Here is a 2,641-nt window from a genome sequence, read left to right on the forward strand (position 1 = left end):
GCCGCGACGGCGTTCGCCTATTTGTTGGTGGTCTTGCTGTTTTCGTTGATGGGCAGCTTCATCGCGTCGTCCGCGCTTTGCATCATAGCCATCGCTGCTCTCGCTTACTACTTTGCGCCGCCGGCGTTCAGCCTGCGTATCGATGACCCCCAAGATCTGCCGGTGGTTGTTGCATTCTTTATTGCCTCGATTGTGGGAGCGCACCTGATCGGAAAGCTCCGCCAGGAAAGAGAGGCTGCGCGTGTCGTTGCGGCCAAGCTTCAGCGGAGTGCGGCCGATTTGGAGGATCGCGAAAAGCGATGGCGCGCCATCTTCGAGCACAATCCGGCCATGTACTTCATGGTCGATAAAGCCGGCACTATCCTCAACGTCAATACGCTCGGCGCGACACAACTCAGCTATGCTCGTGCTGAACTGATCGCTCGATCAGTGCTGGACGTATTTCTCGAGGAGGATCGCGCTTTCGTTCGCGAATGCGTTCGGACGTGCCTTGAGGATGTGGGACAAACGCGCACGTGGGACGTCCGGAAAGTCAGGAAGGACGGCTCGGTGTTGTGGGTACGTGAAAACGCCAAAGCCATGCTCTGGGGCGATGAGCAGCCCATTGTCCTTATCGCCTGCGAAGATATCACGGAGCGAAGGCGGACCGAACTTGCCCTGCAGCGGAGCGAAGCACATTTGGCCCAGGCGCAGGAGTTGAGTCACACAGGCAGCTTCAGCTGGAACCCCACTACGGGCGAGGCCTTCTGGTCAAAGGAAACATTTCGCATTTTCCAATTAGATCCTGACACAGTGCAGCCGGGGCCGCAGCTCGTCGTTGAGCGCACTCATCCAGATGATAGGGCTTCGGTTAAAGAAATTATCGATCGCGCGATGCGAGACCCGAGCGATTTCGAGCACGAATACCGGCTTCTGCTACCGGACGGCTCGGTAAAGCACATCCATGCGCAGGCACGAGCGACGAGAACAGCCTCTGGTGACATCGAGTTTGTTGGGGCAGCTACGGATATCACGGCGGCGAGGCGAGCAGAACAGCAGCTGCGCCGCAGCGAGGCCTATCTGGCCGAAGCCCAGCATCTCAGTCACACGGGCAGCTGGTCCTGGGACGTCTACGGTCTAGATTTCGTGTATCGCTCCGCCGAGGTCGATCGTCTGTTCGGCTTTAGCCCACAAGAGCCGGTGTCGATCGAGACCATTCGATCGCGCATCCATCCGGAGGACTTGCCGCGGCTGGAGGAGGTGCAGCGCCAGGCGATTGAACACAAGGAGGGGCGGTTCGAATATGATTTTCGTATCCTTCTACCGGATGGCGGGATAAGACGCATACACTCCGTTGCGCATGTGGTGGTCGGCAGCGATGGCAACGTCAGCGAGCTGATCGGAACACATATGGATGTGACCGAGCAACACGCAGCTAGGGAACGCCTGGAAAACACACTTGCCGCGCTACGCGAAAGCGAACAGCGCTTTCGCGACTACGCCGAAACAGCTTCCGACTGGCTCTGGGAGACCGGGCCGGATCATCAGGTCACTCGCTTATCCGAGCACACCAGCGCTGCGGGAATTTTGGCGACAGGATTGATCGGCCTGCTTCGCTGGGACTTTGCGTGCGACGTCGAAGAGGAACCCGAGAAGTGGCGGCAGCATCGGGCGACGTTGGAGGCCCATCTTCCGTTTCGGGATCTCGTCTATCGCACCGTGAATCGGACAGGTTCTCCGATCTACGTCCGCACGAGTGGCAAGCCTTTTTTCGATGGAAAGGGCAAGTTTCTCGGCTACCGTGGCGTCAGCACTGACATCACCGCTACCATTCGCGCCGATCAAGCCGAACAAGAACTACGAAAGGCACAGTCGGAGCTTGCGCATGTGACGCGTGTAACGACTTTAGGAGAGCTGACAACCTCCATCGCCCACGAAATAAGCCAGCCACTCGCCGCTATTATCAGCAACGCGGATGCGTGCCTCGGTTGGATGGGCCGGGAAGCGCCTAATCTTTCCGCCGCGCGCTCTTCGGTGGAGTGGATCATCGAAGACGCAATCCGGGCAAGCGAGGTGATCCGTCGTATTCGCGCGCTCGCGAAGAAAGGCGAGATTGAGATGGTGCCGCTCGATATCAATGAGGTCGTTAAGGACGTCGTTGCGCTGGTAACACGAGAGCTGGTGAGCCACCGAGTGACATTACGAACCGAGTTGACGGCAGGGCTGCCTAGGATCCTCGGCGATCGGATTCAGCTACAACAGGTGATGATCAATCTGGTGATGAACGGAATTGAAGCCATGGATGCAGTTACAGACAGGACGCGCGAACTGCTGATTCAATCATCGAAGGACGATGTGGGGCACGTCCACCTTGCCGTGACCGATTGTGGCGTCGGCATCGCCGAGAACGACGCGGACCGCGTCTTGGATCCCTTCTTCACCACCAAATCGACTGGCCTTGGAATGGGTCTTGCGATCTGCCGGTCGATCGTGGAATCTCATGGAGGACGACTGTCGATGGTCCACAAAAATGGACCGGGCGCGACGTTCCAGTTTGCCTTACCGCTGCATAAGGAGGCCGTCTCGTGACTGCACGATTTGACGCGCCAGATCAAGGCAGCAATGCCGAGGCCTCGACAAAGGCGACCGTCTTCGTCGTGGA

General features: G+C 58.2%; 1 protein-coding gene. It reads left to right on the top strand.

Going from position 1 to position 2,641, the window contains the following annotated elements:
- Positions 1-2,568: PAS domain S-box protein (locus E4K64_RS39470; protein ID WP_135167623.1), on the top strand; the 2,568-nt coding region annotated here is incomplete at its 5' end.
- Positions 2,569-2,641 lie beyond the last annotated feature (73 nt).

This window comes from Bradyrhizobium frederickii (assembly GCF_004570865.1).
Lineage (GTDB): Bacteria > Pseudomonadota > Alphaproteobacteria > Rhizobiales > Xanthobacteraceae > Bradyrhizobium > Bradyrhizobium frederickii.